Source organism: Microbacterium mangrovi (genome assembly GCF_000802305.1).
GTDB classification, from domain to species: domain Bacteria; phylum Actinomycetota; class Actinomycetes; order Actinomycetales; family Microbacteriaceae; genus Microbacterium; species Microbacterium mangrovi.
The window spans coordinates 1-25,606 of the sequence record NZ_JTDK01000003.1 but is presented as its reverse complement, the minus strand read 5'-3'; the positions used below and the strand labels follow the sequence as shown (position 1 = coordinate 25,606).

Annotated in this window: 27 protein-coding genes; 5 read left to right on the top strand and 22 right to left on the bottom strand. The window is 68.8% G+C overall.

The features are described from left to right. Positions 1-5 precede the first annotated feature (5 nt). The gene (locus LK09_RS03205) at positions 6-1,529 is read right to left on the bottom strand and encodes a polysaccharide biosynthesis tyrosine autokinase (RefSeq protein ID WP_082008025.1); all 1,524 of its coding nucleotides are present in this window, start codon (positions 1,527-1,529) and stop codon (positions 6-8) included. Between the two features lie 108 nt (positions 1,530-1,637). Then, entirely contained in the window at positions 1,638-2,273 is a 636-nt protein-coding gene (locus tag LK09_RS03200) for a hypothetical protein (RefSeq protein ID WP_052226365.1), read from the bottom strand. Between the two features lie 370 nt (positions 2,274-2,643). Here LK09_RS03200 and LK09_RS03195 point away from each other — a divergent pair, with 370 nt between their 5' ends. Continuing rightward, positions 2,644-4,167, top strand: coding sequence for a sugar transferase (locus LK09_RS03195; RefSeq protein ID WP_082008024.1), 1,524 nt, complete (start codon positions 2,644-2,646; stop codon positions 4,165-4,167). Positions 4,168-4,231: 64 nt separating this feature from the next. Here LK09_RS03195 and LK09_RS20540 read toward each other — a convergent pair whose 3' ends face one another. Then, a complete protein-coding gene (locus LK09_RS20540) occupies positions 4,232-5,146 on the bottom strand; it encodes a nucleotidyltransferase family protein (RefSeq protein WP_052226363.1) in 915 nt (304 codons plus the stop codon). A gap of 254 nt (positions 5,147-5,400) precedes the next feature. Between LK09_RS20540 and LK09_RS03185 the strand changes: the two genes are divergently transcribed. Continuing rightward, positions 5,401-6,396, top strand: coding sequence for a glycosyltransferase family 4 protein (locus LK09_RS03185; RefSeq protein WP_197060957.1), 996 nt, complete (start codon positions 5,401-5,403; stop codon positions 6,394-6,396). A 55-nt stretch (positions 6,397-6,451) separates the two neighbouring features. Further along, positions 6,452-7,612: a hypothetical protein gene (locus LK09_RS03180; RefSeq protein WP_039395905.1), complete on the top strand. Its 1,161-nt coding sequence runs from the start codon at positions 6,452-6,454 to the stop codon at positions 7,610-7,612. Here LK09_RS03180 and LK09_RS03175 read toward each other — a convergent pair. The 8 genes from LK09_RS03175 to LK09_RS03140 all read right to left on the bottom strand — a co-directional run bounded on the left by LK09_RS03175 (position 7,586) and on the right by LK09_RS03140 (position 16,090). Continuing rightward, complete coding sequence (locus LK09_RS03175; RefSeq protein ID WP_039395903.1) at positions 7,586-8,926, bottom strand: O-antigen ligase family protein; 1,341 nt, start codon at positions 8,924-8,926, stop codon at positions 7,586-7,588. The two genes, LK09_RS03180 and LK09_RS03175, sit on opposite strands and share 27 nt — an antisense overlap. A gap of 56 nt (positions 8,927-8,982) precedes the next feature. After that, a complete protein-coding gene (locus LK09_RS03170) occupies positions 8,983-9,996 on the bottom strand; it encodes a glycosyltransferase (protein ID WP_197060956.1) in 1,014 nt (337 codons plus the stop codon). An 8-nt stretch (positions 9,997-10,004) separates the two neighbouring features. Beyond that, positions 10,005-11,108, bottom strand: coding sequence for a polysaccharide pyruvyl transferase family protein (locus tag LK09_RS03165; protein WP_052226361.1), 1,104 nt, complete (start codon positions 11,106-11,108; stop codon positions 10,005-10,007). A 116-nt stretch (positions 11,109-11,224) separates the two neighbouring features. Next, positions 11,225-11,713: a VanZ family protein gene (locus LK09_RS03160; RefSeq protein WP_082008021.1), complete on the bottom strand. Its 489-nt coding sequence runs from the start codon at positions 11,711-11,713 to the stop codon at positions 11,225-11,227. After that, the gene (locus LK09_RS03155) at positions 11,710-12,003 is read right to left on the bottom strand and encodes a PqqD family protein (RefSeq protein ID WP_039395901.1); all 294 of its coding nucleotides are present in this window, start codon (positions 12,001-12,003) and stop codon (positions 11,710-11,712) included. The genes LK09_RS03160 and LK09_RS03155 overlap by 4 nt, the downstream gene beginning before the upstream one ends. Positions 12,004-12,090: 87 nt before the next feature. Next, positions 12,091-12,297 (bottom strand): hypothetical protein, encoded by a 207-nt coding sequence (locus LK09_RS03150; protein WP_039395900.1) that lies wholly within the window; start codon positions 12,295-12,297, stop codon positions 12,091-12,093. Between the two features lie 209 nt (positions 12,298-12,506). After that, positions 12,507-13,991 carry a helix-turn-helix transcriptional regulator gene (locus LK09_RS03145; protein WP_039395898.1) on the bottom strand — a complete coding sequence of 495 codons (1,485 nt, stop codon included), beginning with the start codon at positions 13,989-13,991 and terminating at the stop codon, positions 12,507-12,509. A 77-nt stretch (positions 13,992-14,068) separates the two neighbouring features. After that, positions 14,069-16,090, bottom strand: coding sequence for a chorismate-binding protein (locus tag LK09_RS03140; protein ID WP_039395896.1), 2,022 nt, complete (start codon positions 16,088-16,090; stop codon positions 14,069-14,071). A gap of 207 nt (positions 16,091-16,297) precedes the next feature. Here LK09_RS03140 and LK09_RS03135 point away from each other — a divergent pair, with 207 nt between their 5' ends. Beyond that, positions 16,298-17,035: an arsenate reductase/protein-tyrosine-phosphatase family protein gene (locus LK09_RS03135; RefSeq protein ID WP_082008020.1), complete on the top strand. Its 738-nt coding sequence runs from the start codon at positions 16,298-16,300 to the stop codon at positions 17,033-17,035. Beyond that, positions 17,032-17,736 carry a signal peptidase I gene (lepB, locus tag LK09_RS03130; protein WP_039395894.1) on the top strand — a complete coding sequence of 235 codons (705 nt, stop codon included), beginning with the start codon at positions 17,032-17,034 and terminating at the stop codon, positions 17,734-17,736. The genes LK09_RS03135 and lepB overlap by 4 nt, the downstream gene beginning before the upstream one ends. Before the next feature lie 49 nt (positions 17,737-17,785). Here lepB and LK09_RS21370 read toward each other — a convergent pair whose 3' ends face one another. The 11 genes from LK09_RS21370 to LK09_RS03080 all read right to left on the bottom strand — a co-directional run bounded on the left by LK09_RS21370 (position 17,786) and on the right by LK09_RS03080 (position 25,451). After that, entirely contained in the window at positions 17,786-17,953 is a 168-nt protein-coding gene (locus LK09_RS21370) for a hypothetical protein (RefSeq protein ID WP_156138635.1), read from the bottom strand. 12 nt (positions 17,954-17,965) lie between these two features. Further along, positions 17,966-18,655 (bottom strand): endonuclease/exonuclease/phosphatase family protein, encoded by a 690-nt coding sequence (locus LK09_RS03125; protein ID WP_039395892.1) that lies wholly within the window; start codon positions 18,653-18,655, stop codon positions 17,966-17,968. A gap of 84 nt (positions 18,656-18,739) precedes the next feature. Next, positions 18,740-19,585 (bottom strand): tRNA pseudouridine(38-40) synthase TruA, encoded by an 846-nt coding sequence (truA, locus tag LK09_RS03120; protein ID WP_039395890.1) that lies wholly within the window; start codon positions 19,583-19,585, stop codon positions 18,740-18,742. 101 nt (positions 19,586-19,686) lie between these two features. After that, positions 19,687-20,319, bottom strand: a complete 633-nt coding sequence (gene rplQ / locus LK09_RS03115; protein ID WP_039395889.1) for a 50S ribosomal protein L17 — start codon at positions 20,317-20,319, stop codon at positions 19,687-19,689. 28 nt (positions 20,320-20,347) lie between these two features. After that, positions 20,348-21,340: a DNA-directed RNA polymerase subunit alpha gene (locus LK09_RS03110; protein WP_039395887.1), complete on the bottom strand. Its 993-nt coding sequence runs from the start codon at positions 21,338-21,340 to the stop codon at positions 20,348-20,350. A 138-nt stretch (positions 21,341-21,478) separates the two neighbouring features. Continuing rightward, complete coding sequence (gene rpsK, locus LK09_RS03105; protein ID WP_039395885.1) at positions 21,479-21,877, bottom strand: 30S ribosomal protein S11; 399 nt, start codon at positions 21,875-21,877, stop codon at positions 21,479-21,481. 34 nt (positions 21,878-21,911) lie between these two features. Continuing rightward, a complete protein-coding gene (rpsM, locus tag LK09_RS03100) occupies positions 21,912-22,286 on the bottom strand; it encodes a 30S ribosomal protein S13 (protein ID WP_039395883.1) in 375 nt (124 codons plus the stop codon). 288 nt (positions 22,287-22,574) lie between these two features. Further along, positions 22,575-22,691 carry a 50S ribosomal protein L36 gene (gene rpmJ / locus LK09_RS03095; protein ID WP_005050492.1) on the bottom strand — a complete coding sequence of 39 codons (117 nt, stop codon included), beginning with the start codon at positions 22,689-22,691 and terminating at the stop codon, positions 22,575-22,577. Positions 22,692-22,762: 71 nt separating this feature from the next. Next, positions 22,763-22,984, bottom strand: coding sequence for a translation initiation factor IF-1 (gene infA, locus LK09_RS03090; protein ID WP_039395876.1), 222 nt, complete (start codon positions 22,982-22,984; stop codon positions 22,763-22,765). 153 nt (positions 22,985-23,137) lie between these two features. Continuing rightward, positions 23,138-23,881 (bottom strand): tyrosine-protein phosphatase, encoded by a 744-nt coding sequence (locus tag LK09_RS03085; protein ID WP_039395873.1) that lies wholly within the window; start codon positions 23,879-23,881, stop codon positions 23,138-23,140. Positions 23,882-24,143: 262 nt separating this feature from the next. Further along, positions 24,144-25,451, bottom strand: a complete 1,308-nt coding sequence (locus tag LK09_RS03080) for an ATP-binding protein (RefSeq protein WP_039395871.1) — start codon at positions 25,449-25,451, stop codon at positions 24,144-24,146. Positions 25,452-25,606: the final 155 nt, after the last annotated feature.

The following is a 25,606-nucleotide window of genomic DNA, read 5'->3' as shown; positions in this document are numbered from 1 at the left end:
GCGGGTCAGCTCGCCGACTGCGCGGCGGCGACGTTCCCGCTGCGGACGGGGTTCGCCGACGGCGACGGAGACTGTGCATCGCCGGCCGGCGCGGGCATCGGCGTCGGCGCGGGTGCCGGTGCGTCGGGCTCGTCGCGGCGGTAGTACTCGCCGTGGTACTGGTAGCCGTAGTAGGCGGCCCCGGCGCCGCGGCGCGGAACGCGGTTGAGCACGATGCCGAGCGCACGCGTGCCGGCCCGGTCCAGGTTCGCGAGCGCCTTGCCGAGCATCTCGTAGGTCGTCTTGCCGACCGTTCCCACGACGATCACGCCGTCGGCGTTGTGTCCGAGCACGGCCGCGTCGGTGACCGGGATCAGCGGCGGCGCGTCGATGATCACGATCGCCTCGCGTGCGATCGTCTGCACCAGGTCGTGCATACGCTCGGAGCCGAGCACCTCGCTCGGGTTCGGCGGCACCTTGCCCGCACCGAGCACCAGAAGGTTGGGGACGCCGCGCACCTGCTGCACCACCTGGGTGATGTCGGCCCGATCCGAGAGCACGTCGGTGAGCCCGGCGCCGCCGGTGAGGCCGAACACCTTGCCGACCGTCGGGCGGCGCAGATCGCCGTCGATGAGCAGGACGTGCTCGCCCGCCGACGCGAGCGCGATGGCCAGGTTGGATGCCGTCGTCGTCTTGCCGTCGCCGGGCAGTGGGCTGGAGACGACGAGCACCCGCGGCGGGTTGTCGACATCCAGGAAGCGGATGTTGGTGCGAAGCTCGCGCATCGCCTCGGCGACCGCGAACATGTGGACGTTCTCGCTCGTGAGCGAGTTGCCGCCATCGAACGGGATGAGCCGTTCCTCAGACGTGAACGACTTCTCCTCGGGAATGGTGCCGATCACGGCGACACCGGTCTCGGCCTCGACGCGCTCGACCGAACGGATGCGCCGGTCGAGGGTGTACCTGACGACCGCGTAGGCGATCGCGAGAGCGAGGCCGATGAGCAGACCGACGGCGAGAGCGAGTTTCACGTTCGGAGACGAGGGTACCGTGGGCAGCCGAGCCGAGTCGACCGGTTGGAGGTAGATTGCGCCCGCTTTGGCGGCGTTACCTGTCTCGAGCCGGTTGACCTCGGCGGCCATACCGCGAACCCAGGCTTCGGCGATGTCACGCGCCTCTGTAGGCGTGGACGCGTCTGCACTGACATTGATCGCGAGAGTATCCGCGGGGTTCGTGATGGTGATGTCGGAGACGAGCGATTCGGGTGTGGTCGAGAGCTTGAGTTCGGCGATGACCCGGTCCGCGACCGCGCGTGACGAGCCGAGGTCGGCGAACGTCTTGACCTGTGAGCTTGCGAGGCTGTTGCCGGCGACCGCCGACCCGATGTCGTTGCCCGCCGGCTGCGCCTTGACGATGGCGCTCGAATCGGCCGAGTACACCTGGGGCTGGAGCAGCGTCCAGCAGTAGGCCAGCAGGACCGTGGCGACGACGATGATGATCATCCCCAGCCAGTGCGCGCGGAAAAGTCGAAGGTAGTCACGTAGTTCCATTGAACTCCCCCAAACGCGTACGAGGACGCCGGTTCGAATTGACGCTGACAACACAGGTGCCCGCCACCGGCGCGAGGCGGTGGCGGGCAGCTGGGAAAGCGAGGCTGGTCAGAGGATTCCCGCTCCGATCGGAACGCTGATCGTCGTCGTCGCGGTGTACGTCGTGCCCCCGAAATCCACAGTGAGTGTGACAGGGAACGTCGTCAGAAGGTTGAGCGCCAGCGGTGTCGTGTGGGTGCCCGAGAGGCCGAACTCGACGGGGATCACCACCGCGCCGTTCGACGCGGCGGTGAAGTTCACCCCCGTCTGGGTGAACGTGGTGGTCGGGTAACCGACACCCCCCGTGTAGGCCGCATTGTTCTGACCCGAGACCACCACGCCGTTGAGCTTGTACACGCCGAAACCGCGCGCCGTGCCAAGCGTGACATTCACACCCGCCGTCGGCTTGCCCACCACGATCGTCACCGTTGCGTTCGCGTTCAGCGCACCGGCGCCATTGGTCAGCGTGAACTCGTCCGGAAGCGTGATCGCGACGCCAGCCGTGGCGGTCCCGCCGCCGCTCAGCAGCTGGAGCGTCAACAGACCGCTCTGGGTGCTGGTCCAGGCCAGACTCGAGTTCGTCACGCTCGCGGCGGCGAGCGGTGTTGCGACGGCGGCAGCCACCACCGGGATAGACCACGCCGCACCCTTGATGACGGTGCGGCGGTTGAGTCCGCTCTCTGCGGTTTTGTCGAGCTCGGCCATAGCTTCCTCCGTGGTGGGACTGTCTGTGGATGACATCCGGCGGGCCATCCACCGGACCAGTTTTGCCAGCACCGACGCTCCGCAACCCCAGACCCGTCGCCAATTGATTCGTTGTTGTCGCAGATCGATCACACAGCAAGCCACCTCGCTGCCCATGAGGCGCAACATGCACCCCGCGACGCATTTCATTCACCTCGCGCCAACCTCTGGTTCGAGCCCGGTCGACGCGAATTAGCCTCCGATGGGAGAGGTCTGATACTGGGCTGTGCGATCCCCGTGACAACGCATTGAGCGGTATCGGTCCTCCCGCTCCGGGCACGCACACTCTCACGCGCCGTCCGGAGAGCTCAGACTGGGGACGAGGGGCAGCATGACGGCCGACGCATCCGTGGGATCACAACTGAATACGGCTGTGGATGCCGCACAGCGGTTGGGGCACGCCCTCGTGTCGCAGCCCCACAATTGGCGCGTCCGCTACGCGACGCGTGTGTGGGTAACCGACCTGGCGCTTCTGGTAGCCGTCGTGTTCGGAACGCAGATCCTCTGGCTCGGTCTGGAGCCCGCAGACGTCGCGACGCGCGAGAGCAATTTCGTTTCGCCATTCTCCTACTGGGCCTTCTCCATCGGGCTGGTGAGCCTCTGGATGCTCGCGCTCGCCCTCGTCGACTCTCGGAGCGACCGCGTGATGGGCACCGGGAGCGCCGAATACGTCCGCATCATCCGATCGAGCCTCAACCTCTTCGGAATGATCGCGATCGTCGCCTTTCTCGTGCGCATCGATGTCGCCCGCGGCTACCTGCTCATCAGCCTCCCGCTCGGCATCGTTCTGCTGCTGACGGGGCGCCGCGCATGGCGCGGGTGGCTCGTCGCGCAGCGCCGGGCCGGCAACTACAGCGCGCGCGTGCTGCTGGTCGGCTCAGTCGCGTCGGTGACCCAGCTCGCGCACGAGTTCGGCCGCGCCCCCAGTGCCGGCTACACCGTGGTCGGAGCGTGCCTCGCGGGCGGGCCCCGTGCTGGTGCCCTCGGCGAGGACTGCGACATCCCGGTCGTCGGCGATCTGGACGCTATCAAGGCCTCGCTCTCGGCTACGGGCGCAGATACCGTCGCCGTGACGAGCACGGGCGACCTCACACCCCAGCAACTCAAGCAGCTCTCCTGGGACCTGGAGCCCGGCAAGCAGCACCTCGTGCTCGCTCCCACGCTGATCGACATCGCGGGCCCGCGCATTCATACCCGGCCCGTCGCCGGCCTCCCGCTCATCCATGTCGAGACCCCGCGTTTCACGCGAGGTCAGCGATTCCTCAAACGTTCCTTCGACGTCGTCGGCTCGGCAGTCCTCCTGCTGATCGCCTCTCCCGTCCTCATCGCGCTCGCGATCGCGGTGAAGGTGTCCAGCACCGGCCCCGCGTTCTATGTGCAGAGCCGGATCGGACAACACGGCAAGCCCTTCGGGATGATCAAGTTCCGCTCGATGCGCGTCGGTGCAGATGCCGAGCTCGCCGCCCTCCTCGCGGCGCAGGGCACCAGCGAAACACCCCTGTTCAAGGTCAAGGACGATCCCCGCATCACCCCGATCGGAAAGTTCATCCGCAAGTACTCCCTCGATGAACTGCCCCAGCTTCTCAACGTGCTCGGCGGATCGATGAGTCTCGTCGGCCCGCGGCCCCAGATCGCCGCAGAGGTGGCTCTTTACACGGACGCCGCACGCCGCAGGCTCCTCACGCGACCGGGAATCACGGGCCTCTGGCAGGTCAGCGGCCGGTCGGCCCTCGACTGGGACGACGCCGTTCGGCTCGATCTGTACTACGTGGAGAACTGGTCGCTCGCCGGCGACCTCACGATCCTGGCCAAGACGTTCAACGCCGTCGTCTCCCCCGGGGAGACCGCGCATTGATTGCCGGAGCGGATCACTGCCAGCCGACGAGCACCACGGCGACTGGGTCGGACGATCGCTCGGCTCACTTGCGCTGGGTGATGCTGAACCGGCGAAGATGCACGAGCGCCAGCGCACCACGGCACCAGCGCGACCAGCGGTGGGCCCACGCCATTCGACGAGTCGGAATCACCGCTGGATCGTTGCGCGGAATATCCTCACGCGAGATCCACATTGCTCGCAGGAAAAGACCGGGCTTCCGCGACCATGATGCATTCTTGATCTCACTCAGCCAGGCCACTGCAGAGCCACTCTCAATGGTGTGCCTGTTGGCATCCCAGGCCGCGATCTCGTCGGCCGTGAGGTCGGACCGATAATCCAATTCAAGTTGACGCAACACCGTTTCGAGAACAGTTTGCGCGCGACCGATGCGTGCAATCTCGGCTACCCGCTCCAGCTCCGCCTCAGAAAAAGTCCTCTTCATGACGTCAACGACATGTGCCAGTTCCTTCTCATGCCTTGCCGACCGCGTGTACCGAAGCGCGTGGAGGCAGAGGATGACGGCCGTGTCGGGCCGCGACGTGGCCTGCGCGATTCGGTGCGCAACAGGAATTGCCACCCGACCTCGCCAGAGCGCGTCGAAGACGACGGCGCGGTCGGCGAAGAAGCCGGGGAACCAGAAGTGCACGTCGATGTCGTTCGGCCAGCGCTCGTTGATCATCGTGACAGAGTGCGGTCCGAGGAACGACGGAACGGTCCGCTCCACGCGCTCGTGCCAGCCCCGCTCGACCATGAGGCCGAGAAACCTGTCGAAGTCGCTGGGGTCCACGAGGACGTCCGCGTCCGCGGCAACCCGAGGAGGCCGGAGCTCATGATGGTCGGCTGCCGGCCCTTTGATCGAGAGCAACCGGATGCCGGAGGCTGCAGCGATCTCGGCCATGAGAGCATGTGCCAGCGTCGTCCCTTCAACGAGCGTGAGCGCTGCCTCGTCCTGTCCCATCACATCCCCATCGCACCGGGGCCCCGATCCCCCGGCAATCGCCGAATTCGCATTGAAGTCTATCGTGCCGCCGACGCTGAATTGCGTTCTCGTCCGGCCGCGGGCAGCTCGAGTCGCGCAATATACTTGAGCACACGGCGCCTTTCTGCGGCGGGCACCCCCTCACCCCTGTCTCTTGTATCCCATGAGCTCGTCATCTGCGGGCCGGTGCCATTTGGAGTGCATTCGTGAAAGTAACATTCCCCGCGCGCGTCGTGACTCGGCATGTCGGTGGTAACACCACGTATGCGCGGCGCATCAAAGCTGGGCTCGAAGAGCGTGGAATCGCCACCGGGCTCATGCCGATGGGCGTCCACCCGGCCCTGACGATGGTCGAGGAGACGGTCTACGGCTCACGGAGGCGGAGCGGCGAAGTCGTGCACTACTCCGCCGATACAGGTTCTCTGATCAAGACTCGCGCGGCGAGCGTCGTCACCGTCCACGGGGTCGCGAGCCGCTGGATCGATGTCGCCCGCACACCCCGGCAGGAACGCCTCTGGCGGTTCCGCGTTCAGCGGGCGATCCGCTCGTCTGCACGTGTGATCACCGTGTCCCAATCCTCAGCCGACGACGTCGCCGAAGTCTTCGGTCTCGACCGCGCGCGCATCTCGGTGATCCCGCACGGGGTGGACTACGAGCCCTTCAAAGAACGGCGTGCCTTCTCTCCCGAGCTCAATCGCCTCCTGCCGTCGGAGTACGTGCTCTACCTCGGCAACCTGGAGCCGCGCAAGAACATCGAGGCGCTGGTCGCCGCGTTCGAGCACCCCGCGCTGCGGACCCTCGACGTGCCGCTCGTGATCGCCGGCCGCCCGGCATGGAACTTCGACGCCATCTTGCAGACCATCAAGGCGTCTCCGCACGTCATCCCTCTGGGCTTCGTCTCCGACAACGACAGGGTCGCACTCATGCAGCACTCGAGTCTCTTCGTCTTCCCCTCGCTGTACGAGGGGTTCGGGATGCCCGTGCTCGAAGCGCTGGCCGCCGGGGTCCCCGTGGCATGCTCGGATCGTGGATCGCTGAAGGAGGTCGCCGGCCCGGCCCTGCGCTTCGAAGGCCTCGACAGCGAGGCGATCGCCGCCGGCATCCACCGGGCCCTGACCGACCAGGAGTGGCGGGGTCGTGCAGCGACTGACGGCGCCGAGTGGGTGAAGCGCTTCAGCTGGAGCCGCAGCATCGAGCAGCACATCGCGGTCTACGAGTCCGTGGCATGACCGACGTGCCACGGCTGATGGACGTCGCGCTGCGCCCGGATGGAAGGCGCGGCTGATGCAGGTCATCCGCAGATCCGATGTCGGAACAGCCAGCAGTTCCCTCGCGATGATCGTGGCCGGTGCGATCGTGGCAGTCGTGCCGGCCACCGCGCAGGCGATCGCCTCACGGGCGTACACCACAGGTGAACAGGCGCACATCGCCATTGCGCTCGGCGTCGGCGTCCTGCTGAGCGGCGTCAGCAGCGCGGCGGTCATCGAAGCGCGGCTCGCCGATCCGACGATCGCACACAAGAGTTACATCCCGTGGTGGTCCACCGCGGCCGGTGTGCTCAGCGGCATCCTCCTCCTGTTCGCGCCGGTCACGTCGTGGGCGGTGGTATTCGCAATGCCGCTGGCCATGGCGTCCCTGCAGATGGGACGCCTGCACGCAATCAGCGATCATCGGTGGCGCGGCGAGCTCGCGACGGCCGCTGTGCTCGGGGTCGGCTGCCTTTCCGCATTCCTCGTCGGCACCGCCGGGGTCTCCTGGGCCTTTCTCATCCTCGCCGCGGCGATCATCGCCGCGGTGGCCATCCGCGCGATCGGCGTTCCGAGCCATCCCGCGGAGCACGTCGATCCCCGCAAAGCTCTGTGGGTCGCATCCGAGACTGCCATCGTCGCCTCGATGCCGCTCATCCTCAACTCAATCGTCTTGGGCGCGATCAGCGCGGAGGCCGCGGTGGGGTTCCGTCTCATCCTCACCGTGCTGGGCATACTCCAGCCCGTTCTCGGCTACATGCGCACCCGCCTGCTGCGCGCGACGTCGGTGCGAATGGTCCTGTTCCTCTCCACCCTCACGATGCTGACACTCATCGCCGTCATCGTTGCCGACCTCCTGGGACTGTTCGCGGTGATCTTCTCCACTTCCTGGGCATACGTGGGGTTCGTGCCCCTCGTCCTCGCGTGCATCTGGAAGGCGCTCTCGGTGCCCGCAACGCTCCCGTTCACCCGCATGCGTCGAGAGGGTCGGGTCACCGCCGTCTTCTGGGCCCGAGCGGCATCCAACGTAATCTACCTCGCCATGGGAGCAACCGCCGCCCACACGGCGGGCACTCTGGAGAGCGTCTTCGCCGCCCTCATCGTTGCGGAGGCCGCGACCATGGTGCTCTTCACCGTTCTCGCGCGCAGCGTGCGCCAGGCGCCGGCCGGCTCAGGGGTCGACGAGGATGCGGCCTGAATGCTCCGTCGGGGCGCCCGCGTCATCGGTCACGGTGGTCCGCAGCGGCGGTTCGGGGGTGGCCGGGACCCGCGTCGACAGCAGGGCGATGAAGGTCCAGATCGGGAGGAACGTCCAGGACGACTGTGTGGCCACGCCGACGGCAAGATAGCCGGCGAGAGCGAGCAGAAGCGGGGATCCGACGCGGTTGCGCAGGATGATGGCCACGATCAGCACGACAAAGGCGGCCAGAGCGAACAAGCCCAACTCGGATGCCACATGCCCGTAGGCGTTCTCGGCGATGGGCCGGGTGGCATCCGTCGAGTAGATCCAGGGGAGCTTGTATTCGCCGGAGTATCGGTTGAAGTATGCCCCGAACCGGCCTGGGCCGACACCGAACAGGGGGTGGTCCTGGGCCATGGCGAACGCGATCTGCGACTTGATCGTCCGAGTGTCGAGCGACGTCGTCGCGAAAGCGTAGTTCGGCGCGAACTGGGTGAGACCCAGCTTCGCCAGCTGCTTCCCGAGAACGTTCCGAAACCCGGGGATGATGATCGCGACGAGCGCGACGAACGCGGCGGTGCCCAGAATCGGCACGACGTACTTCGCCTTCGGACGCAGCAGTAGGGCGGCAAGGACGCCGACAGCGAGACCCACGTACGCGGTGGTCGACTGGGAGTAGACGATGCAAAGCACCGCGACGCCCGCCGCGACGTAGCTTCGGCGGTACAAGGCGACGATGAGCGCTGCGCCGGCGTAGAAGCCGAGGTGCTGACCTTCGAGGAACGGTCCGGATCGCAAAGACGAAACATCGCCCGTGACACCGACCGTCCGGAACCCGAGCCGCGCGATCAGGCCGGTGGAGCCGGTCAGCTGTGCCACCCATTGCAACGCGACGGCACCGCCGCACAGCCAGATCGAGATCACGATCGCTCGCGCCGTCTTCTCGCGATCGACGCGGCGAAGAATCGACCAGAACGTCAGCGACAATGCCGCGTAGCCGGTGTACAGGGCGAGGTCGAATTCGAATCCTCGCGTGTACCCGTTCGCGCTCAACCCCGAGGGCGGTGGGACGAAGTTGACCAGGGCGGAGAACCCGAGCGTGATTGCCATCGCGAACACTGCCCAGCTCGCGACGTCCCACCGAACGCGACGCTTGCGCGGTCCGAGGACGTAGACGGCGATTGCGAGCCCGATCAGGATCTCGCTGATCTTGAGCGGGAACCCGACGTCAAGTGTCATCGCGTACTGGAACGGCATGAAGACGACCGCGAGCAGCAGGAGCCGCTCGAAGACCGGCCCATCGAGCAGTCGGCGCTTCGGCCCTTCGCTCATGGTCCGCCCACTCGGTCTGCGCGCATCACCGCGCCGAGGCCTCGGCTCTCGACCCGTCACGGCTGCTCGCCGATCGTTCGGTAGACATCGCCCAGGTCGTCGTAGAGGCCCGGGTCGTTCATCCCGCGGATCGTCGCCCGGGTGGCGGCAGCGAGCGCGTCGGATTCGCCTCGGACTGTGAAGTACCGCGTGACAGCTTCGGCGAGGTCGGCGGCGTCCGGCCCGGCGCATGGATATCCGAGCGATTCCAGAGAGGGGATCCGGCGGCACAAGGTTGGAAGGCCGGCAGTCATGGCCTCCGCGAGCGACATCGGCGACGCCTCCCACGCTGCCGTGTGCAGGTAGAGGGCGTGCCCGCGCAGGAGGGCTGTAACGTCGGGAGCAGCGAGCCACCCGGTGACCCTGACCCCGGCTTCCTCGAGCGTCGCACGGAGGAGCGGGTCCCCGTCACCGACCCAGGTGAACGAGATGCCGGACGAGGCCGAGACGATCCGAGCGACTTCGGCGAAGAGCGCGGGGTCCTTCTGGGCGCCGATGCGTCCGACGGTGACGACGTTGCGTGTCGCTGTGTATGCGCGCACGGCGAGTTCATCGATCGGCGCCAGATTCGAAATGAGGCTCGTGCGCATCGCAGGGCGCAGCCGCCGCCCGATCTCCTGCTCGTCGGGGCTGACCGCGACGAGCATCGCGGTGCGTGTCGCCAGGACGCGCTCGGCTGTTCGATAGCCTCGCCGGGCGGCCGACGTGAGGTCGGTGCGCTCGAACGCGAAGCAGTGCGGCGAGTAGGCGACCCGGGTACGGCGCGGCAGCGTCGCGCGAAGCGCGCCGGCCCAGCTCGAATGGAGATGCACGACGTCAGGGCGCTCCCGGACGATCGTGCGCCGCGCCTCGCCGAAGAATTCTCGCATCGACCCGGAGACGAGCCGGAGGTCGACGTCGCTCGGCGAGACCGTGGACTCGCCCGGCCGCGACCGCGCGAAGACGGAGTGACGGATGTCGGGCGTCAGGGCTGCGAAGTGCGAGATCGCCGTCTGCACTCCTCCGCCGTGTGCCTCTGTGACGTGAAGCACCCGCATCGTCAGGCGACGCCTTGACGTGTCGCGGCCACCACCGCACGGATATCGTCCCGGAGCTCGGACCGAATGTCGGCGATGGAGGCGAGACGCGACGTGACGCGCGCCCAGTAGGCCCCGGGGTCGGCGGTGATCTGCGCGACCCGCGATGTCACCTCGGCCAGGTTCGCGTCGCGTGCCGAGAGGACGAAATCGTCGAGGCCGAGGTCTTGGAATGCACTCAGCCCCTTGCGCTCGTAGCTCAGGTGGATTGCCGGGTAGCCGGCCATGAGCGAGCTCAGTGCCCCGTGCAGGCGCGTGCTCACCACGACTCGCGGCGTCGCCTCGGCAAGGAGGTCGCCCACCGATGGAACGGGGCCCGTGACGTAGCGGCCGATGATCTGCCGGTCGTCGTTGTCGCCCCCGCTGGACTGCAATACCCAATCGAACGCGCCGCTGTCGGCGATCTCTTGAAGGAGGGAGTAATAGTTGCGGGGACGGGGTAGGTCACGAGCGACGAACAGCGGCCTGTGCTCGCCAGGGGCACCCGGCTGCGGCGGTCGAGATGCTAGCGCCAGAATCGCGAGATCGGGGACGCGGCGTACGTTCGGGAGTGAGGCAAGCTCGTCGCGGGTCTTGTCGTCACGGGCATAGACGCGGCGCACGCGTTGGAGCCGTTCGCGGATGCGCTTCCCGGCCGCCTCGTCGAACGGGCCGATGCTCTGCGGGAGGTAGATCGCCTTCTGGCCGTGCCGACTCGCGAGCTTCAGCTGCCCGTAGTGCGCACCCCAGGTCTTGATCGTCTCGGTCAGGAACCCGCCGCGCAGATAGGCGCCTCCCACGGCGAGGATCACATCAGCCTCAGACGCCAGTCGGCGCACTTCCGCAGACGGTCCGAACGGGATCGTGGCGAGCATCAGGGCCCGTCGATTCATCCATGATCGCACCGTGCTGACAGGCGCCCACTGGACCGCGCGGTAGGGAGCGGCGGGATCCGCGAACGCGGCGGCATCACTGGCGACGAGCACGACGTCGGCGTCGCCGATCGACTCGTCGACCATCTCGAGCGTGAGATCCACGAGGAGTCCGTCACCGGCGTTCGACGGGCTGTACGCGTGCAGGAGGAGCACTCGTGGGCGTTCAGGCCATCTGGGCACCCCGGAGGCGACATTCGTCACGAATACCCCCTCGCGCGGCGGCCTGCCCGCGTCCCGTCAATCGTATGAAGACAGCGTGCGCCCGTTGCTCACTCGTGACGCATAGTGCGCGAACGGGGTCGCGAATTGATCAGATGCCGTCGTCGGCTCCACTCGATCCACTCGACGAGCAGCAGTCCGACGCACGCGCCGACCACGTTTGCGATGACGTCGTGCATGCTCGCCGTCCGTGCACCGCCCATCAGCGACTGCACCGACTCGATTCCCACTGTCGCGATCAACGCGATCGGCAAGATCAGGAACCTCCGCTCCAGTATCAGTGCCAGCAGTGCGCCCAGCGGCAAGAACAGCAGGACGTTCGCAGTGAACTCGATTCGGGCATAAGTCATCACCGGGACGAGATCCGTCACCGACCGGAGGAACACGCCCATGCCCTGATCGACATGAGAGGGCCAGAAGGCGACAAGGATGAGGGCGACGGCGTACGCGACCAGCCAGAGACGCGGGTCGGAGGCTCCGCGACCCGGCCCGTTCCGCGACCGCCCTTCCACGCCCGCGCGAGGCTCGGCCCCAGTCATCCCGCGATTCGCTCGGTGGGCGCGACAAAGTACCGCTGGGCGAGCTGTGCGACGAATGACGAGACGTCCGCCCGAAGCGAATCGGGCTCGGCCTCGTACTCCTCGGCGAGTCGGTCGGCGATCTCGCCGACCGTCACGGGACCGCGCGCGATCACCCGCCAGATGGCCGCGGCGGGACCCTCCATCGCCTGCGGTGTCTCTCCGTCGCCGGACAACCGCAGCACGACGACGCGGTCGGCATCCCCCGTCCACGCGACGTCGGGCGGAATCCCCCAGTAGTTCTCCGGCATCTCGAGCCCCCCCTCGAGGGGGCGAACAGCTCCCCTCAGCCTTGCCGTCAGTCTAATCGGCGCGGCCGGGTGAACCCGGACAGAGGGTCAGTTCGAGGGCCGCCGGTGGTCGGCGTCCTCCCGATCCATCTCCTCTACGGCGGCCTCGATCACGGCGAGTTCCCACGCGGGGCCTCGCCGCACGGGGCGGAGTCGGGGATCGAACGGGTCGTGGTCGGGATCCACGGCGTCGTTCGACGACGGGTCGAACTGCGAGCGGATGGCTGGAACATCCGCCCGCTTCTTCTTGGGCACCGCGTAACCTCCTCAGGGATACGCGCGCACCTTGACTTCGGGTCGTCCGGGTGCACGTGAAAGCCGCGCCAGGGAAGCGCGGTGTGGTGCGCGGCGGTTCGGGCAACCGCCGTGTCACTCAATTCAACACCTTCCGTGCAGAAATAGCAGACCGTGAGAGGATTTTCACCCTGCGGATCACCCGTATGTATTCGGATGAATGGCTGCTCTCAGAGCAGGTCGAGGTGCGTGGCCTCTCGCACGGCGGCACCTGCCGAACTCACGCCGAGCTTCCGGTAGAGCGACGCGAGCTGCGACTTGACCGTGTTCGCCGAGATGAACAGCGAGTCGGCGATCTCCTCGCGCGACAGCCCGCGGCCGAGACCGGCCAGCACCTTCAGCTCACTCGCACTCAGACGCGGACGCCCGAGCACCCCGAGCGCGTCATGCACCCACCGCGGGTCACGCCGGACGCCCGGTGCGGTCGCCTCGACCTGGGACATGAGGCCCGGCGAGAGCATGGTCAGGAACGCGTGGTCGAAGGGGCCGAGCTGCTGCGCGATCCGCGTGATCACCGCGGTGGATCCCGCCTCTTCCCCCTCGGCGAAATGCGCCAGCGCGAGCACTGCGAGCCTTCGGTATTCGGCCTGACGCAGGCCGCGGGTCTGCGGCTCGGCCGCGGCGACCTCGCGCATCGCGCGCCGGGGGTTCGACGCCAGCAGGGCCACCAGCGCCTCCACGAAATGGGTGCGCCAGTGGTCGGGGTCGGCCGCGGCGAGCTCTTCGCGCGCCTGCACGACGTTGCCGCGCAGCACCGCGTCGAGCCCGAGCTCCTGCCCGAACACACTCGCCGCCACCCCGGACACCCCCGCCGACGCGAGGCCGGTCGCACGAAGCGCCCCCAGACGCGCACGCCCGTCCTCGAGGCGGCCGGCGGTGATCGCCGCCCGTTCCGCGACCATGACGAAGAACGGCCAGAATTCGCCCATGGGCTCGTACGTCAGCTGCAGGGCCTGCTCGGCCGCGGCATCCGCGTCGTCGTCGATGCGGAGCAGAGCATCGACGAGTCGGACCTCGAGATCGATCTGCGGCTCGATCCAGCTGCACGTGCGCGGGGTCTCGGTCGCGCGACGGCGATGGATGCGCGCCGCCGCGCGGTCGCCGAACAGGCCGTGCAGCAGCGCCGAGCGCACGTGCGCCCGACGGGTGAGGAATTCGTGTCCCGGTCGCGGCGCGATGAGAAGGAGGCGCTCGTTCAGCGCCAGCGCATCCGCGAACTCGCCGGCGAGCGCGGCCGTCGCCGCCGCCTGCGCGAGGAAGAACGACTGGAATCCCCCGGTCGGATCGATCAGCTGCGTGATCGAGCCGACGACCTCGGGTGCCCCGCGAAGGACGATGTACGCGGCGACCGCGTCACCGTCCAGCCGCGCCCGGAGCGCCTCGGCGAGCAGCATCCAGCGCTGCATCCGCGGGTGTCCCTCGAACGACGAGCCCGCACCCGCGAAAGCCGAACGGTCTCCCGGCGTCATGAACACGCTGCCGAGCAGGAAGACCTGAGGATGCCGCGCGAGCATGGTCGGCGGGATCGAGACGAGGATCCGTCGCAGCTCGTCCGGCGGGATGCCGTACCAGACGTCGAGGATCTCGCGATCGATCAGCTCGACCAGTGCCTCGGAGTCTCCTTCGGCATGCAGCTGCCGCACCCGGGTCCCCATGTCCCGTGCGGCTTGGTGGTCTTTCCCCATGAATCCCCCCAGCGTCAGCCTAGGGGATGAGGTCCGGCGGCCGGCCCTCACCGCCCGGCCGCGTGGAACGGCACGCTCGCCTTCACCAGGGTCTCGACGAACTCGTCGGCCGGGTCGGACAGTGCCGTGATCGCGCCGCCGATCCCGAACGATGCCGCGTCCCCCTCGATCACGAGGGTCCGGATGACGACGCTCAGCACGGCGGCACCCGAGGCATCCAGCCACCCGAGCGCGCCCGCGTACGGTCCGCGCGCGGCGCCTTCGAGGTCGTCAATGATCTCCATCGTGCGCCGCTTCGGCGCTCCCGTCATCGATCCCGGCGGAAAGCATGCCCGGACCACGTCGACGGTGCGGATGCCGGCACGGCGGCGCCCGGTGATCGTCGACACCAGCTGATGCACCGAGGAGAACGACTGCACCGCGAACAGCTCGGGGACGGCGACCGTGCCCGGTTCGCACACCCCGCCGAGGTCGTGCCGGGACAGATCGACGATCATGAGGTTCTCGGCGCGGTCCTTGGCGCTCCCCGCCAGGTCGCGCCGGAGCGCGGCATCCTCCATGGGCGTGGCGCCCCGCGGGCGCGTGCCCTTGATCGGCCGGGTCGTCACGCGCCCGTCGCGGTCCACGCGCAGGAACGTCTCCGGCGATGCGCTGAGGACGCCGATCGGCCGACCTCCGGGTGGTGTGATGCGCAGGTACGCTCCGTATGGCACCGGGCTGACGCGACGCAGCTCGACGAACGCGGCGAGCGCGTCAGCCGGTGCGGGCACGGAGGCCGTGTTGGTGAGGCAGATCTCGTACGAGTCGCCGTCGACGATGTGCTCCTGCGCCCGGGCGATCTTGTCGAGGTACGCCGGGCGCGCGTCGCGCAGGGCGAGGAGGTGCTCCGGCACGGGGCCCGGGGTGTAGGGGCGGGTCGCTTCGTCCTGCTTCGCGCGCGGCGGGACCGGGGAGGCCCCCGGGGAGGGTGCCGGCGTGGCCGGGGCCGGAGCCAGGGTGTGGCGGAACGCGCGGCGGGTGCCGTGGTCGAGCACGACGAACTCGGCCGGCCAGATCCAGGCGGCATCCGGCATCCTGCTCCGGTGCGTCTCGTCCCCGCCGCACAGGGCCTTCAGCTCGTAGCCGAGGTAGCCGGCCAGGCCCGCGGTGAACGGGCCGGCCCCGGGATGATCGAAGGCGTCGAGCAGCTCCCCGAGCAGCGTGAACGCGTCGCCCGTGACGTGCCGCTCCCCCGCGGGCCCGCGCAGCGTCAGGATGCGATCGGCGATGCGGTAGGTGAGGGTCACGGTCGCCCGGCCGAGCACCGAGACGTCGGCATCCGGATGCTCGGGCTGCGAGCTGTCCAGCCAGAATCCGTCCGCGTCGCCGACGAGCCCGGCATAGAGGGATGCCGCATCACCGGGCCAGGGCACCTCCTTCACCCGGGGCGTGCCGGCGAGCGTCCCGCCCACGGCGGCGAAGGCCTGGGCGACGGCGGCATGCCGGGTGTGGTTGTACGCATCGGCGAGCGCGACGAACCGGCGCAGCAGGTCGTCGCCGTGGCGGCCGGCGATGGACTCCGGGTGGAACTGCACGCCCCAGATCGGCAGGCGGCGATGTTCGAGCGCCATGACGACGCCGTCGGCCGTGCGCGCGGTGACGCGCAGCGCGTCCGGAACCTCGGTGACCGCGAGCGAGTGGTACCGCACCACGGGGAACGGGCTCGGCAGGCCCGCGAACAGCCCGGTGCCGTCGTGCTCGATCTCGTGCACGAGCCCGTGCGCGGGACTCGGTGCGCGCTCAACGACGCCCCCGAAGACATCCGCGATGCCCTGGTGGCCGAGGCACACGCCCAGGATCGGGCACGGTGCACGCTCGATGACCTCGCGGCACACGCCGAAGTCCGCGGGATTCGCCGGATGCCCTGGCCCGGGCCCGAGCACGACGGCATCCACCTCGGCCCACGGCAGCTCGTCGAACGGCATCCGGTTGTCGACGACGAGCGGCGGGATGCCGGTGACTCCCGCGACGAGGTCGGCGATGTTGTTCGTGAACGAGTCGAAGTTGTCGATGATCAGCACCCGTGCCACACAACAAGGATGCCAGGTGCCCCGGTGTGGGATCGCCACGCGCTTCCCGCTCCATCGGCCCGTCCGCTTTTCGGAGAATCCGTCGAAATTCGGATGCCGCCGCCCGAAGCATCCGAAATCGGGGCGATTCTCCGAATCCGCTCAGGGAGGAGCGTGCCACGACCGACCTGAACGTCGCCGCGAAGGCCGACCGCATAGATTGGGATCATGGGGACAGGTGACCAGAAGCCGACGCTGCGGCGCGAACTGCGCAGGCGCACTCCGGTGACGCCGCCGGCATCCGCACCGTCGCTCGCGTCGCTGTTCGCGGGCACCTCGGCCGCGACCGTCGGTGACGAGGCCGATCCCACCCCCACCATCCTCGTCGTGTGCACGGGCAACATCTGCCGGTCGCCGCTGGCCGAACTGCTGCTGCGCGAACGCCTCGCGCCCCTCGGGGTGCGCGTGCACAGCGCCGGCACCGGCGCGCTCGTCGGCCGCGGCATGGCACGCGAGTCGCAGCGGGTCGCCCGGGAGCACGGCATCGACCCGGCGCATGCCGCCGCCCACCGCGCCCGGGCTCTCACCGACGACATGGTGACGCGCGCAGATCTGACGCTGACGATGACGACCGACCACCGCACCGACGTGATCGGGCGAGCGCCGTCCGCGCTTCGCCGCGTCTTCACCGTGCGGGAGTTCGCCGCGCTAGCGGCCGCACCCGCCGATCTGCCGCCGGTGGATGCCACCCAGTCGGCCCGCGCGCGCCTGGCCGCCGCCGTGGCGGGCATCGCCGCGCAGCGCGGCAGCGTCGTCGCCGCCCCGGGCGACGAGGACGTCTTCGACCCCTACGGCCGCTCTCCCGCCGAATACGACGAGTCGGCGCGCGAACTCGTGCCCGCGCTCGACGAGGTCGTCCGCGTCGTGCGCGCGGCGCTGGAGTCGCCGGCCGGAGCAGCCGGATGAGCGCCACCGAGGCTCCCCCGCGCCCGCGCTGGCGACGCGTGACGGGAAGCGCCTGGTTCCAGCTGCTGCTGGCGTTCGTGGTGTTCGGACTCATCCTGAGCTTCGTCGCGAAGCCCTACGTCGTGCCGTCCGCGTCGATGCAGAACACGCTGCAGCCGGGCGACCGCATCCTCGTGAACCGGCTCGCGTACGTCGCCGCGCCTCCCGGCGACGGCGACGTGATCGTGTTCGACGCCGACTCCACCTGGGACACCGGCCCCGCGACCGCGGTGAATCCGATCAAGGCGGCCCTGCGCTGGGTCGGCGAGGTGACCGGTTTCGGTCCCTCCGGCAGCCACACGCTCGTCAAGCGCATCATCGGCACGCCCGGGCAGACCGTCAAGTGCTGCAGCGCCGACGGCCGGGTGGTCGTCGACGGGCATCCCCTCGACGAGCCGTACGTGTTCCAGGACTTCCCGTTCCAGCCCGGCACGCTCGACTGCACCACCACTCCCGCATCCTCCCGCTGCTTTGCCGCGGTGACCGTGCCGAAAGACAGCTACCTCATGCTCGGCGACCATCGGTCCGACTCCGCCGACTCGGCCTACCTGTGCCGCAGCGGCTTCCCGCCGCCCGAATGCTGGCGCTGGGCGCATCGCGACGACATCGTCGGCAAGGCGGTGGCCGTGATCTGGCCCATCGGCCGCTGGTCCGGCCTCTGACACGACGAACGCCGCATCCGGATCGGATGCGGCGTTCGTGACGAGTGGGTCAGCGCGAAGCGCTGTTGCGGCGCGACGAGTGGATCGGGATGCCGAGGGCCACGGCGACGAGCAGGATGCCGAGGATGAAGATCAACGCCTGCAGGCCCGGAACGGAGAAGGCCAGACCGAAGCACGCGATACCGGCCACGAAGAGCAGGAGGCAGACGATGAACATGGCTCAAGACTACTACGCGACGCGCCGGGCCGATTCCACGACCTCGGCGTGCACGAGGATCGGCAGGTGGTCGCTGCGGCCCTGCGGCAGGGTCTTGATGCGGTCGATGTCGAAGCCCACGGACGTCGCGAAGTCGTAGTGACCGCGGAAGAACCGGTACCGCGTGTACGTGCGCTGATCGCTGAGCGTCAGGCGGTATCCGTGTTCGCGCACCTTCTGGCCCAGGTTCTCCTTGAAGACGGGGTAGTTGTAGTCGCCCACCATGAGCAGCGGCAGCCCCTCGCCGAGGGTCTGCAGCTCGGTCAGGGCAGTGCGGATCTGGTGCCGCCGCAGGCGGTTCAGCGCGGTGAGCGGCGCCGCATGGAAGGAGGCCACGATCAGCTCGCTGCCGGAGTCGATGTCGAGCAGGCGCACCCCCAGCATCCGCTCCTCGGCGGGCTTGAGCACGCGGTCGTGCAGCGACTTCTTCAGACTCATCGCGTGGATCTCGAGCGGCCGGTACATGGACTCCCGGTAGTACACCGCCAGGCCGAGCCGGTTGCGCTGGGTGGCATCCGCCAGCCGGAGCCCACCCACCTCGGCCGGGATCGCGCTGGTGTCGACCTCCTGCAGGCAGAGGACGTCCACGTCGTGGCCGTCGACCAGGGCGCGCAGTTCGCCCGCCGCCTTGTGCTTGTTGAGGTTGTACGAGATCACCTTCATGAATGAATCGCCTCCCGCGGCCAGCCTACGGCGACGACCTATGCTTGCGGTTCATGCCGGCGGGCGTCGCGCAAACCGTGCAGCCTAGGCCGGTGTGCGTCGGGCGCGCGTCTGCTCGGCGCGGGATGCCAGCAGCTCATCGGCCGGATACCCGACCTCGGTGAGGGTGAGCCCCCGCGCCGCGAGCACCTTGAACGCGCTCGTGCGCTGCCCCTCGTCGCGCAGTCGCGCGGCATCCTCGACCTCGAGCCGGCCCTGCCCGACGGCGACGCACGCGCCCACGAGCGCGCGCACCATCGAGTGGCAGAACGCGTCGGCGCGGATGTGCGCGACCAGCACCCGATCGCGGTCGCGCTGCCAGTCGAACTCGAGGAGCGTGCGGATCGTCGTCGCCTCGTCGCGGGGCTTGCAGTAGGCGGCGAAGTCGTGCAGGCCGGTGAGGGATCGCGCGGCGGCATCCATCCGCTCCACGTCGAGCACCGCGGGCACCGTCGTCGTGCGGTGCCGCTGCAGCGGGTCGTAGCCGGCCACCTCGTCGGCCACGCGGTACTCGTACCGCCGCCACACCGCCGAGAAGCGCGCGTCGAAACCGGCGGGCGCCGTCGAGGAGCGGATGACGGTGACATCCGACTCGCCGCCGAGGGCGCCGCGCAGACGGCGGGCGAGCTGTCCGACGGGGTCCGCCACCGCCGTGCGGCGCGTGGTGCCCAACAGCCGCGCCGCCTGGGTCTCGTCGAGGTCGAGGTGGGCGACCTGACCGGTCGCATGCACCCCGGCATCCGTCCGCCCGGCGACCACCAGACGCGGGTCGCCCCCGAGCACGCGCTGCAGCGCCGTCTCGAGCTCGCCCTGCACGGTGCGGAGCCCGGGCTGGCGCGCCCAGCCCCGCAGCAGCGTGCCGTCGTAGGCGATGTCGAGGCGGATCCGCATCGTTCCAGCCTACGGGCCGGATGCCGGGGTCCGAGACCCCGCCGGACGCAGCGAGGCCCGCATCCCGGAAAGGGATGCGGGCCTCGCGTGCGTTCGGGCTCTCAGGCCTTGTCGGCGTCCGCCACAGCGGTCTCGGCCTCGGCCTCGGCGTCAGCCGCGACCTCGTCGGCAGCCTCGGCGACCTCAGCGGCGACCTCGGCCTCCGCAGCAGCCTCCTCGGCGGCCTCGACGGCCTCCGCAGCGACCACAGCAGCCTCGGCAGCCTCGACGGCGGCCTCGTCGGCGACCTCATCGGCCGTCTCCGCGACGACCTCGGCCTCGACGGCCTCGACGACCGCGGCAGCGGCCTTCTTGGTCGCCTTCGACTTCGGCTGGACCGGCTCGAGCACGAGCTCGATCACGGCCATCGGGGCGTTGTCGCCCTTGCGGTTGCCGACCTTGACGATGCGCGTGTAGCCGCCCTGGCGGTCGGCGACGAGCGGTGCGATCTCGGTGAACAGGATGTGCACGACTTCCTTGTCACCGATGACCGACAGCACGCGACGACGCGAGTGCAGGTCGCCGCGCTTCGCGAAGGTGATCAGACGCTCGGCGAGCGGGCGCAGGCGCTTGGCCTTGGCCTCGGTCGTCTTGATCGACTTGTGGGTGAACAGCGACGCGGCCAGGTTCGCCAGCAGCAGACGCTCGTGTGCCGGGCCGCCGCCGAGACGGGGACCCTTGGTGGGCTTGGGCATTCTCAGTTACTCCAGTGTGAAAAGAAGGTCAGACGGTCTCGTCGTCGTCGTAGCCGCCGTAGAAGTGGGCGCCGTCGAAGCCGGGCACCGAATCCTTGAGCGACAGACCGAGCGAGATGAGCTTGTCGCGCACCTCGTCGACCGACTTCTGACCGAAGTTGCGGATGTTCATCAGCTGCGTCTCGGAGAGCGCAACGAGCTCGGCGACGGTGTTGATGCCCTCGCGCTTGAGGCAGTTGTACGAACGCACCGACAGATCGAGGTCCTCGATCGGCATCGACAGTTCGCTCGACAGCACGGTCTCGACCGGCGCCGGGCCGATCTCGATGCCCTCGGCCTCGACGTTCAGTTCGCGGGCGAGGCCGAACAGCTCGGTCAGGGTGCGGCCGGCCGAAGCGACGGCGTCGCGCGGGGCGATCGACGGCTTGGTCTCGACATCCAGCACGAGCTTGTCGAAGTCGGTGCGCTCACCGGCACGGGTCGCGTCGACGCGGTAGCTGACCTTGAGCACCGGCGAGTAGATCGAGTCGACCGGGATCTGGCCGGCCTCGGCGTACTCGTTGCGGTTCTGCACGGCCGACACGTAACCGCGGCCGCGCTCGATGGTCAGCTCGAGCTCGAACTTCGCGGTGTCGTTCAGGGTCGCGATGACCAGCTCGGGGTTGTGCACCTCGACACCCGCCGGAGCGGAGATGTCGGCGGCGGTGACCTCACCGGCGCCGGTCTTGCGCAGGTACGCCGTGATGGGCTCGTCGCGCTCGCTGGAGACGACCAGCTGCTTGATGTTCAGGATGATCTCGGTGACATCCTCCTTGACACCGGGGATCGTGCTGAACTCGTGGAGGACGCCGTCGATGCGGATGCTGGTGACGGCGGCACCCGGGATCGAGGAGAGCAGGCTGCGACGCAGGGCGTTGCCGATCGTGTAGCCGAAGCCGGGCTCCAGCGGCTCGATGACGAAACGGCTGCGGAACTCGCCGATCTTCTCCTCGGTCAGCGTGGGACGCTGTGCAATGAGCACTCTGTGTTCCTTTCAGTCACGTGCCCGCTATATGACACGTGCGGTGGATGAGTTTTGAGTTGTGAGACGGATGCCGGGGCACCCGTGATGCGCACGGATGCCGGGATGCCGACGAGCGGCATCCCGGCCCCGGGAATCTCAGACGCGGCGGCGCTTCGGCGGACGGCAGCCGTTGTGTGCCTGCGGCGTGACGTCCTGGATCGAACCGACCTCGAGACCGGCGGCGGTCAGCGAGCGGATCGCGGTCTCGCGGCCCGAACCCGGACCCTTCACGAAGACGTCGACCTTCTTGACACCGTGCTCGGCGGCCTGGCGGGCGGCCGACTCGGCGGCCATGCCGGCCGCGTACGGGGTCGACTTGCGCGAGCCCTTGAAGCCCACGCCACCCGAGGAGGCCCAGCTGATGACGGCGCCGGACGGGTCGGTGATCGAGACGATCGTGTTGTTGAACGTCGACTTGATGTGGGCGTGACCCACGGCGATGTTCTTCTTCTCCTTGCGGCGCGGCTTGCGCGCGGCGGACTTGGCCTGTGCCATGTGTGCTTTCTCCTAAAACCCTTGGGGGTGCGCCTTAGCGCGCCTTCTTCTTGCCGGCGACGGTGCGCTTGGGACCCTTGCGCGTACGCGCGTTGGTCTTGGTGCGCTGACCCCGCACGGGCAGGCCGCGGCGGTGGCGCAGGCCCTCGTAGGAGCCGATCTCGACCTTGCGGCGGATGTCGGCGGTCACCTCGCGGCGCAGGTCACCCTCCACCTTGTAGTTGCCCTCGATGTAGTCGCGAAGGGCGACCAGCTGGTCGTCGGTGAGGTCCTTCACGCGGATGCTCTCGTCGATCTCGGTCGCAGCGAGGATCTCGTTCGAGCGGGTACGGCCGATGCCGTAGATGTAAGTCAGGGCGATCACCACGCGCTTATCGCGCGGGATGTCGACGCCGGCGAGACGTGCCATGCGGCTCTCCTAGGAGTGTCGTGGAGGTGTGAAGCAGGATCGGTGCCCGGGCCTCCGCCCCGAGGTGTCCCCCTTGCGGGTTCTGATCCTGCGTATTTGGATGTCGACCGTCACCGGTCGTTGAGCGAGCGAAGCGAGACGAAACGCACTGAGCTCGCGATATTCAGTTGTGTGTTCTGCGATCCGGGTTTCGCGAGCCGGGGAGCCGAGGGTTCGACTCGCTTCGCTCGCTCGACCTTGAGATGCGGCGCATCAACGCGGGCTTCGCTCGCATTGATCCGCCCCGTCTCAACCCTGGCGCTGCTTGTGGCGCGGGTTGGACTTGCAGATGACCATGACGCGCCCGTGGCGGCGGATCACCTTGCAGTGATCGCAGATGGGCTTGACCGAGGGGTTGACCTTCATGTCGGTATTTCCTTTTCGCTGTCTTCACCGTGCGGGCACACGAATGCCCGGGGTGTTACTTCTCGACCGGTCTAGCGGTAGCGGTAGACGATGCGACCACGGGTGAGGTCGTAGGGGCTGAGCTCCACGACGACGCGGTCTTCCGGGATGATGCGGATGTAGTTCTGCCGCATCTTGCCCGAGATGGTGGCGAGCACTTTGTGTCCGTTGCTGAGCTCGACGCGGAACATCGCGTTCGGCAGCGCCTCGGACACCGTGCCCTCGATCTCGATGACACCGTCTTTCTTGGCCATAGCCTCGCTAACGCCTGGCAGACCGGCCGGTCTGCGGTGGATGGGATGATGGTGCGGCGACACGCCGATGAAGGCGCAAGGCACCAAACATCCAGTGTACGTGTTAGATCAGCAACCGGCAACCTCGGGCGTGTCGCGCCCGCGCCGGCAGCGTCACGCGCCCCGCAGGCGTGCGCGGAGGGCCGCGAGATCGGCTGCCGACAGGCCGTGTCGCAGGAGGTATTCAGCCGTGCCGCCGTCGGCGTCGAGGCGGGCGAACACCGACTCCAGGGCGGGCCGCGGCGTGCGGGCGAGCAACTCCTCGATCTCGGGCCCGACGGAGATCCCGGCGGCCACGATGCGCGCGCGCATGGATTCGGCCCACTCCCCCGACAGGTTCTGCTCGGTGCGGAGGTAGTCGTCGATGATCGCGTCGCGGGATGCCCCGGCGGCATCCAGCAGGAGCGCGACCGCGACCCCGGTGCGGTCCTTGCCGGCGGTGCAGTGCACGAGAACGGCCGGGCGCGCCGGATCGGCGGGCTGCGCGACGAGCCGGGCGACGGCGGCGAAGTCGGCTCCGTGCTGGTCGAGGAGATGCGCGTAGACATCGGTCAGCTGCGGCACCTGCGGCACCTCGTACTCGCCTTCGCTCTGCCGCACTGCCCCGTCGAGCATCGGAAACGCGACCCGGCTGATGCCCGCCGGCAACCGGTCGGGTGCCGCGGCGACCTCGGTCTCGGAGCGGAAGTCGACGACCGTGCCGATCGGGCTCGCCGCGATCGTCGCCTCGCCGGCATCCGTGACCGACATCAGCGCGTCGGAGCGGTACAGCACGCCGGGTGCGACGGCGCCGCCGGATGCCAGGGCGATGCCCGCCACGTCGCGCGAGTTGTACGTTCCGTCGATCAGCGTCGTCATACCCCGATTCTTTCAGGCGCGTCGATGCGTTCGCGCCCGCGCACCAAGGCGCGTTCCGCTGTCCTGGATTACACGTCCCAGCGCAATCCAGGACAGTCGAACCCTCGCCGCCGCGCACCAAGGCGCGCTCCGCTGTCCCGGATTACACGTCTCAGCGCAATCCAGGACAGTCGAACACCAAGGGCGGCGGCGACGCGACGCGGCGGAGCCGCGGCCGGTGCCGAGGCCGAGGGCGAGGCCGAGGCCGAGGCCGAGGCGGCGGTCAGGTGCGGGCGACCTGCTCGATGTCCTCGAGGAAGGCGGCGCTGACCTCCGGTGACACCGTCGTGCGGGTGCCGGCGATCGCGTCGAGGTAGTCCTGGGTCGACGGGCCCTGCGGCTCGGCGCCCGGGGCATCCTCACCGGACGGGTCCGCCCCGCGCTCCACCGCCGCCTCGAAGGCGCGCTGGGAGGCGCTGCGCGCCGCGAACTCGATGTCGGCCGGCGAGAACCCGGCCGTCCGCTCGACCAGCAGCGGCAGGTCGACGCGGTCCGCGACCTGTTCGGGGATGTAGCGCTGCCAGATCGCGCCGCGCGCCTCCTTGTCGGGCAGGCCGATCGGGATGACGTAGTCGAACCGCCCGTGGCGCAGGAACGCGCTGTCCAGGGCCCGGATGAAGTTCGTCGCACACACCAGCAACCGCCCGGGCTGCTCGCGGAACGCGGGGATGATCTTCAGCAGCTCGTTCGTGACGCCCTGCAGCGGCGACGGCGGTTCGCCCGACCGCTGCGCGGCGATCTCCTCGACCTCGTCGATGAAGACGACCGCGTGCTCGAGCTCGGCGATCTTCGTGAACGTCTCGCGCAGCGCGCCCGCGAGGCCCTTCGGGTCGGCGGCCAGGCGCGACGGGAACACCTCCACGAACGACCACTCCAGCCGCGACGCGATGGCCCGCGCGAACGTGGTCTTGCCGGTCCCGGGCGGACCGAACAGCACCACCGCGCGCGGCGGCATCACCCCGAACCGGTCGGCGAGGTCGGGTTCGGCCAGCGGCAGCACGAGGCGCTGCTCGAGGATCTCCTTCTCCCGCCGCATCCCGGCGACCTTCTCCCACAGGTCACGGGGCAGGAGGCGCGCGCCGAGTTCCGCGAAGGAGCTCAGCTCCGTGCGCTGCACCGGGATGCGCCGCTCGAAGTACCGCAGCTGCTGCTTCAGCTCGAAGCCCTGGTGCGCGAACGCCTGCACGCGGGTGTCGACATCCGGCATCAGCACCGACAGCTTCACGAGACCGATCGGCGCCATCTTCTTCTCGAGCGCAGCCAGGAGGGCGGTGCCGATCCCCTGACGCCGCCACGGCTCCGCGGTCGCGAGGAACACGATCCAGCCCTGGTCGTGCGCGGCGCGCCCGACCACGGCGCCGATCACTTCGTCGCCGTGCACCGCGACGATCGCGTGGTCCTTCTGGCACGAGGCGATCACCTCGCTGAGGTCGTAGACCGGCTCGACCTGCGCCCGGCGCAGCTCCTCCCACAGGTGCAGGATGCCGTCGAGGTCGTCGTTGTGGAATTCGCGCAGTCGCCAGCCGGCCATGGGGTGCTCCTCCGGGTCGGGGTCAGGATGCCGGTCTGCCGGCATCTGATCCGATCCAACCGGGCCCAGCCGCGTTGGAGTGCCAACTTCGGTGGGATCAAGGGGCGGAAGTTGGCACTTCAAGAAGAAGAGGCGTTGTTTCCGGGTGCGGGTCG

Coding starts and splice junctions, on each gene's coding strand:
- LK09_RS03205 (WP_082008025.1), bottom strand. CDS start 1,529: ATGGAACTACGTGACTACCTTCGACTTTTCCGCGCGCACTGGCTGGGG.
- LK09_RS03200 (WP_052226365.1), bottom strand. CDS start 2,273: ATGGCCGAGCTCGACAAAACCGCAGAGAGCGGACTCAACCGCCGCACC.
- LK09_RS03195 (WP_082008024.1), top strand. CDS start 2,644: ATGACGGCCGACGCATCCGTGGGATCACAACTGAATACGGCTGTGGAT.
- LK09_RS20540 (WP_052226363.1), bottom strand. CDS start 5,146: ATGGGACAGGACGAGGCAGCGCTCACGCTCGTTGAAGGGACGACGCTG.
- LK09_RS03180 (WP_039395905.1), top strand. CDS start 6,452: ATGCAGGTCATCCGCAGATCCGATGTCGGAACAGCCAGCAGTTCCCTC.
- LK09_RS03175 (WP_039395903.1), bottom strand. CDS start 8,926: ATGAGCGAAGGGCCGAAGCGCCGACTGCTCGATGGGCCGGTCTTCGAG.
- LK09_RS03160 (WP_082008021.1), bottom strand. CDS start 11,713: ATGACTGGGGCCGAGCCTCGCGCGGGCGTGGAAGGGCGGTCGCGGAAC.
- LK09_RS03155 (WP_039395901.1), bottom strand. CDS start 12,003: ATGCCGGAGAACTACTGGGGGATTCCGCCCGACGTCGCGTGGACGGGG.
- LK09_RS03145 (WP_039395898.1), bottom strand. CDS start 13,991: ATGGGGACCCGGGTGCGGCAGCTGCATGCCGAAGGAGACTCCGAGGCA.
- LK09_RS03135 (WP_082008020.1), top strand. CDS start 16,298: ATGGGGACAGGTGACCAGAAGCCGACGCTGCGGCGCGAACTGCGCAGG.
- lepB (WP_039395894.1), top strand. CDS start 17,032: ATGAGCGCCACCGAGGCTCCCCCGCGCCCGCGCTGGCGACGCGTGACG.
- LK09_RS21370 (WP_156138635.1), bottom strand. CDS start 17,953: ATGTTCATCGTCTGCCTCCTGCTCTTCGTGGCCGGTATCGCGTGCTTC.
- LK09_RS03125 (WP_039395892.1), bottom strand. CDS start 18,655: ATGAAGGTGATCTCGTACAACCTCAACAAGCACAAGGCGGCGGGCGAA.
- truA (WP_039395890.1), bottom strand. CDS start 19,585: ATGCGGATCCGCCTCGACATCGCCTACGACGGCACGCTGCTGCGGGGC.
- rplQ (WP_039395889.1), bottom strand. CDS start 20,319: ATGCCCAAGCCCACCAAGGGTCCCCGTCTCGGCGGCGGCCCGGCACAC.
- rpsK (WP_039395885.1), bottom strand. CDS start 21,877: ATGGCACAGGCCAAGTCCGCCGCGCGCAAGCCGCGCCGCAAGGAGAAG.
- rpsM (WP_039395883.1), bottom strand. CDS start 22,286: ATGGCACGTCTCGCCGGCGTCGACATCCCGCGCGATAAGCGCGTGGTG.
- rpmJ (WP_005050492.1), bottom strand. CDS start 22,691: ATGAAGGTCAACCCCTCGGTCAAGCCCATCTGCGATCACTGCAAGGTG.
- infA (WP_039395876.1), bottom strand. CDS start 22,984: ATGGCCAAGAAAGACGGTGTCATCGAGATCGAGGGCACGGTGTCCGAG.
- LK09_RS03085 (WP_039395873.1), bottom strand. CDS start 23,881: ATGACGACGCTGATCGACGGAACGTACAACTCGCGCGACGTGGCGGGC.
- LK09_RS03080 (WP_039395871.1), bottom strand. CDS start 25,451: ATGGCCGGCTGGCGACTGCGCGAATTCCACAACGACGACCTCGACGGC.